Annotated in this window: 7 protein-coding genes; 5 read left to right on the top strand and 2 right to left on the bottom strand. The window is 61.0% G+C overall.

Annotation, left to right across the window (positions count from 1 at the left end):
• The 4 genes from ABI546_RS19735 to ABI546_RS19750 all read left to right on the top strand — a co-directional run.
• A partial coding sequence (locus ABI546_RS19735) for a trypsin-like peptidase domain-containing protein (RefSeq protein WP_348049401.1) occupies positions 1 to 441 on the top strand: 441 nt, incomplete at its 5' end.
• A gap of 20 nt (positions 442 to 461) precedes the next feature.
• On the top strand, positions 462 to 1,481 hold the full coding sequence (locus tag ABI546_RS19740; protein WP_348049403.1) for a MoxR family ATPase: 1,020 nt from the start codon (positions 462 to 464) through the stop codon (positions 1,479 to 1,481).
• Positions 1,482 to 1,679: 198 nt separating this feature from the next.
• Positions 1,680 to 2,630, top strand: a complete 951-nt coding sequence (locus ABI546_RS19745) for a DUF58 domain-containing protein (protein ID WP_348049405.1) — start codon at positions 1,680 to 1,682, stop codon at positions 2,628 to 2,630.
• Positions 2,631 to 2,649: 19 nt separating this feature from the next.
• On the top strand, positions 2,650 to 3,747 hold the full coding sequence (locus ABI546_RS19750) for a VWA domain-containing protein (protein ID WP_348049407.1): 1,098 nt from the start codon (positions 2,650 to 2,652) through the stop codon (positions 3,745 to 3,747).
• 209 nt (positions 3,748 to 3,956) lie between these two features.
• On the opposite strand, the gene ABI546_RS19755 is transcribed toward ABI546_RS19750, so the two are convergent.
• Together ABI546_RS19755 and ABI546_RS19760 are read right to left on the bottom strand one after the other, a co-directional pair.
• Positions 3,957 to 4,448 (bottom strand): VOC family protein, encoded by a 492-nt coding sequence (locus tag ABI546_RS19755; protein ID WP_348049409.1) that lies wholly within the window; start codon positions 4,446 to 4,448, stop codon positions 3,957 to 3,959.
• A gap of 97 nt (positions 4,449 to 4,545) precedes the next feature.
• The gene (locus ABI546_RS19760) at positions 4,546 to 4,770 is read right to left on the bottom strand and encodes a DUF2188 domain-containing protein (RefSeq protein ID WP_348049411.1); all 225 of its coding nucleotides are present in this window, start codon (positions 4,768 to 4,770) and stop codon (positions 4,546 to 4,548) included.
• 138 nt (positions 4,771 to 4,908) lie between these two features.
• On the opposite strand from ABI546_RS19760, the gene ABI546_RS19765 reads away from it, so the two are divergent.
• Positions 4,909 to 5,316: a BLUF domain-containing protein gene (locus tag ABI546_RS19765; RefSeq protein WP_348049413.1), complete on the top strand. Its 408-nt coding sequence runs from the start codon at positions 4,909 to 4,911 to the stop codon at positions 5,314 to 5,316.
• Positions 5,317 to 5,592: the final 276 nt, after the last annotated feature.

Below are 5,592 nucleotides of genomic sequence, written 5' to 3' on the forward strand. Positions count from 1 at the left end.
TTTTCCGACGGGCTCGAGTCCACCGCCAGCATCACCGGCGTGCAACCTGAAAACGACCTGGCGGTGTTGCAGGCCCACAAGATTCCCGACGACCTCATTGCCGCCACCATGCGCTCCACCGCCGACTTGGCGCCCGGCGATCAGGTCATGGCCGTAGGCTATCCCTTCGGCATAGGCCCCTCGGCTTCGGTCGGCGTCATTTCGGGACTCAAGCGCAACTTTCGCTCGCCCGAAGGCAAGCAGATGATGAGCAACCTCATCCAGTTCGACGCCGCCGCCAACCCTGGCAACTCCGGTGGCCCGCTGGTCACCGTGGACGGCGAGGTCGTTGGCATCGTGACTGCCATCTTCAACCCCAACCAGCAGCGCACTTTTGTCGGTATCGGTTTTGCAGTGCCGATCGAAAACGCGGCCTCGGCCGCCGGCATGCCCCCCTTCTGAGACTTCAAGGACATCGACGCATGGAACAGCACACGCCCGAACATTCCGCCGCCAGCCACGACACCGCACAGCTGATGGAGAAAATCCTTTATGAGGTCAAACGCGTGGTGGTCGGGCAAGACCGCTTCCTCGAGCGCGTCATGGTCGCCATCCTGGCGCAGGGCCACCTGCTGGTGGAAGGCGTGCCTGGCCTGGCCAAGACGCTGACCATCAAGACGCTGGCCAACACCGTGCAGGGCAATTTCAAGCGCATCCAGTTCACACCCGACCTGGTGCCGGCCGACCTGGTGGGCACACGCATCTATAACCAGAAAACCGGCGAGTTCACCACCTCGCTCGGACCGGTGTTTACCAACCTGCTGCTGGCCGACGAGATCAACCGCGCACCCGCCAAGGTGCAAAGCGCACTGCTGGAGGTGATGCAGGAGCGCCAGGTCACGATCGCCGGCATCACGCACAAAGTGCCCGAACCCTTTTTGGTCATGGCCACGCAGAACCCGATTGAAACCGAAGGCACTTACCCGCTGCCCGAGGCGCAGGTCGACCGTTTCATGATGAAGGTGCTGGTGGACTACCCCACCGATGAAGAAGAATTCGTCATCGTCCAGCGCGTGACCGGCCCGGCCGTGGCGGTGAGCGCAGTGGCCACCACCGAGCAGCTTGCGGCGCTGCAGGCCGAATGCCGCCGCATTTACGTTGACCCTTCGCTTGTTCAGTACGCCGTGCGCCTGGTGTCGGCCACTCGCAACCCGACCAAACACGGGCTCAAGGACTTGCAGCGCTTCATCACTTTCGGCGCCAGCCCCCGTGCCACCATCAATCTGACCGAAGGCGCGCGCGCATTGGCCATGCTGCGCGGACGCAGCTACGCCCTGCCCGAAGACATGACCGACCTGGTGCCCGATGTGCTGCGGCACCGCCTGGTGTTGTCGTATGAGGCGCTGTCTGAAGGACTGTCAGCCGATGGCCTGGTCGCAAAAATCATGGCAAAAATTCCGCCTCCGGCAAAACCGTTGGAACATGAAAAACTCGCCGCCTAGAAATGTGAGCCCCCACGCTCCGCCGCTACGCGGGTCGCTGCCCCCCGAGGGGGCCGCTGCGCCTGCGGCCCGGCAAAGCCGGTTCCGCGGTGGATGTAGCCCCCACGCTCCCCACTTCGTGTGGTTCGCTGCCCCCCGAGGGGACCGCCCGCCTGCGGCCCGGCAAAGCCGGTTCCGCGGCTCATGCTGGCTCGGAGTATGTCCGTGAATGCGCAATCATCTAACGCAGAGCAACTGCTGCGTCGACTCGAATGGACCGTGCTGCGCCGGCTCGACGGATTGCTGCAGGGTGACTACCGCACGCTGCTGCGCGGCACCGGCATGGACCTGGCCGACCTGCGCGAGTACCAGCACCACGACGACGTGCGCCACATCGACTGGAATGTCACCGCCCGGCTGCAGCAACCGCACGTGCGCGTCTTCACCGAAGACCGTGAAATGAGCGCCTGGTTTCTGCTGGACTTGAGCCCTTCGATGGACTTTGGCTCCAGCGAGCAGCGCAAGCGCAATGTCTCAGCTGAATTTGTGGCCGTGCTAGCCCGCATGCTGACGCGTCACGGCAATCGTGTGGGGGCCATGCTCTATGGCTCCGGCGTCGACGCGGTCATTCCCGCACGCGGTGGCCGTCACCATGTGCTGCACCTGCTGCACACCCTGCAGAGCCGGCCCGAAATCAGCGACAGCCACGGCCCGACCCGCCTGCATGAGCTGCTCGAATCAGCAGCCAACCTCGTACGCCGCCGCTCCACTGTGTTTGTCGTGTCCGACTTCATCAGCGAGCCCGGCTGGGAAAAGCCTTTGAGCCAGCTCGCCCGACGCCACGAAGTCGTAGCGGTTCGCCTGCTGGACCCGCTGGAACTGGATCTGCCCGACCTGGGACTTATCCCGATTCGCGATGTGGAAACCGGCGAGCAATTGCTGGTTGACACGCACGACGCGGGCTTTCGCAAACGCTTTGCCCGCATCGCCGCGCAGCGCGAGGCCGAGCTGCGCCAATCGCTGGCGCACGCCGGCGTGGACACGCTGGAGCTTTCCACCGACGACGACCTGGTCAACGCCATCCTGCGCTTCACAGAATTGCGCAAGCGCCGCAGCCGCGCTTCCGGCGCAGCCGGCGCGCTGCCTGCCCATTTGAAACGCGCCGCCTGAAGCCGTCCAAGGAATTTTCATGAACTTCAGCTGGCTCACCTCTCTCTCGTCCAAACTGCCCTTACCGACCTTCCTCTGGCCGGAATTCCTCTGGTTGCTGCTGGCAATCCCACTGCTGGTGGCCGTCTACGTCTGGCTGCTGCGCCGCAAGAAAAAAATGGCGCTACGCTACGCCAGCCTCTCTATCGTGCGTGAAGCCATGGGCCGTGGCCAGAGTTTTCGCAGGCACATTCCGCCCCTGCTGTTTTTACTGTCCATCGCGGCCATGCTGGTAGCGGCATCACGCCCCTTTGCCGTGATCAGCCTGCCTTCGCAACGCGAAACCATCATCCTGGCCATGGACGTCTCAGGCAGCATGCGCGCCACCGACGTCCAGCCCAACCGCCTGGTCGCCGCACAAAACGCCGCGAAAGCCTTTCTCGCCGATCTGCCGCGCAACGTACGCGTGGGCATCGTTGCCTTTGCCGGCACCGCCGCGGTGGTGCAACAACCCACCCTCAGCCGCGAAGACCTGACTGTGGCCATTGACAAATTCCAGCTGCAACGCGGCACCGCCATTGGCAACGGCATCATCGTTTCGCTGGCCGAGCTGTTTCCTGATGCCGGCATTGACATCGCCTCCATGCAATACGGAAGAGAAAAATCGCGCGGCACATCGCTGGACCAGGCCCTGAACCCCGACAAGAACGCCAAAAAAGAATTTGCCCCGGTCGCCCCCGGCTCCTACACCTCAGCCGCCATCATTTTGCTGACCGACGGCCAACGCACCACCGGCGTGGATTCCATCGACGCCGCCAAGCTCGCTGCAGACCGCGGCGTCCGCATCTACACCGTCGGCGTTGGCACAGTCGACGGCGAAACCATAGGCTTTGAAGGCTGGTCCATGCGCGTCAAGCTCGACGAAGAAACCCTCAAAGGCATTGCCCGCGCAACACAGGCCGAGTACTTTTATGCAGGCACTGCGGCCGATTTGAAGAAGGTCTACGAAACACTCAGCTCGCGCATTGCCGTCGAGAAAAAAGAAACCGAAATCTCCGGGCTGCTGGCCCTGTTCGCGGCCGTGCTGGCGCTGGTGTCGGCAAGTTTGTCGCTGCTGTGGTTTAACCGAATTCTTTGAAACCGGGAAGCTCACACGCTACCGGTGAGCAATGACGTAAGTCAAGCTGTGCACGCCATTCCGGGCAGAAAACCCCGTCCGATCCAGCTCAAGGAAAATTCGCATGCGGAGCATGGCTGCGCGCGTCCTTAAATCTAAACAGGACAAAAGGGATGGAGAGAACAGGAAAGGAGATGCGCGGGGGCATCTCCATCAACTGAATACCAGGTTCAACCCTGCCGCGCCGCCTCTATCTTGGCGACATCAATCTTTCCCATGGTCATCATCGCGTCGAACACGCGCTTGGCCATCTTGCGGTCAGGGTCGGCCATTGCGTCGACGAGGACGCGCGGCGTGATCTGCCATGAGATGCCCCATTTGTCCTTACACCAGCCGCATTGGCTTTCCTGGCCACCATTGCCGACGATCGCGTTCCACAAGCGGTCGGTTTCAGCCTGGTCGTCGGTTGCGATCATGAAAGAGAACGATTCGTTGTGCTTGAAGTGCGGCCCGCCGTTCAGCCCGACGCAGGGAATACCGGCAACGGTGAACTCAACCGTCAGCACATCACCCAGCTTGCCATCCGGGTAGTCGCCCGGTGCGCGGTTGATGGAGCCGACAGCGCTGTCGGGGAATGTTTTGGCATAGAAGTTGGCGGCCTCAACGGCGTCGCGCTCGTACCAAAGGCAGATCGTGTTTTTCGCGGTCTTTTTGCTGGTCATGTCATGTCTCCTGAATTGTGGAATGCTTGCAACCGGCAATTGCCAGACGCAAAAAAACGCCCATGGTATTCATCAAACCCAGGCTAGGGATGCCGAACTAACCCTTGGATGTGGACGGGTCCGCCGAGCGTGGATAGGTACGCTCTTCCTCAAACGTCCCGTCAGCGCGGTGAATCTTGACTGAGCCGGTTTTGCCCGCCATGAATTCCTGCGTAGCCTGCAGGATTTCCGCCTTGGTGGGTTTGCTGATCGAGGCACGATCAGCGCCTTGTTTGGTCAGATCCCGATGGCCGTCGTGCGATTTGACGTGATAGTTTCCCATACAGACTCCTTAAACAAAGCATCGTATGGCGATGTTGTGCGTCGTGGCTGTAGGACAGCTTCCAGGAATTGACGGTACCCGCACCCGGGCGTATCCTGTCCCCGAGATGCTGTGAGTTCAACTCAAGGAGGCCGCGTCATGATCAGACTGCTGTACATCAGCGAGGCCACGGATGGCATCGATGAAGAAGCCATTAACGGTGTGCTGAAGAGCGCGGAAAAGAACAACCCGCCGCTGGGCATCACGGGCCTTCTTGTTTTTGGGGGCGGGGTGTTTGCGCAGATTCTTGAAGGGCCCGAGCAGGCAGTGCTGCAAAAGTACGTGAACATCCTGAGCGACAAACGCCACCACAATTGCCGCATCGTCTACATCACGACGACCAGAGAGCGCATCTTCAAGAACATTTCCATGGCGGCGCTAGAAGCACTTCCGATGGAGCTCGAGCACATCGCCGAGCTGGACGCTCACGGGAAAGATGCGATTCCGGCCGATGCGTTCACGGACTTGATGAGCGTGTTTTTTTCAAGGATACAAGCGGTTCCTTGATGAGTGCTTTTTGGTTTGATGCAGAACGTTGTACCTGGTGTCGAAGTCCTGCGCCCACTTCGAGCGGCACTACTGGTAGACGAAGCCCAGGCCTTGCATCGCGTGAATTCGTCAACCGGCAATTCGCATAAACCGAAGAAAACCTGTAAAACCCGCGTTCCCGCCACCGCAGGCACAAACCGCCTATTGCCTATTGCACGTGGCATTCCCGCCGCAGCAACGCCAGCGCGTCGTGGAGCGCGTGAACGGCATCGCTTTGCAGCGTGGCCTGCGCCT

Source organism: Polaromonas sp. (assembly GCF_039932935.1).
Lineage (GTDB): Bacteria > Pseudomonadota > Gammaproteobacteria > Burkholderiales > Burkholderiaceae_C > Polaromonas.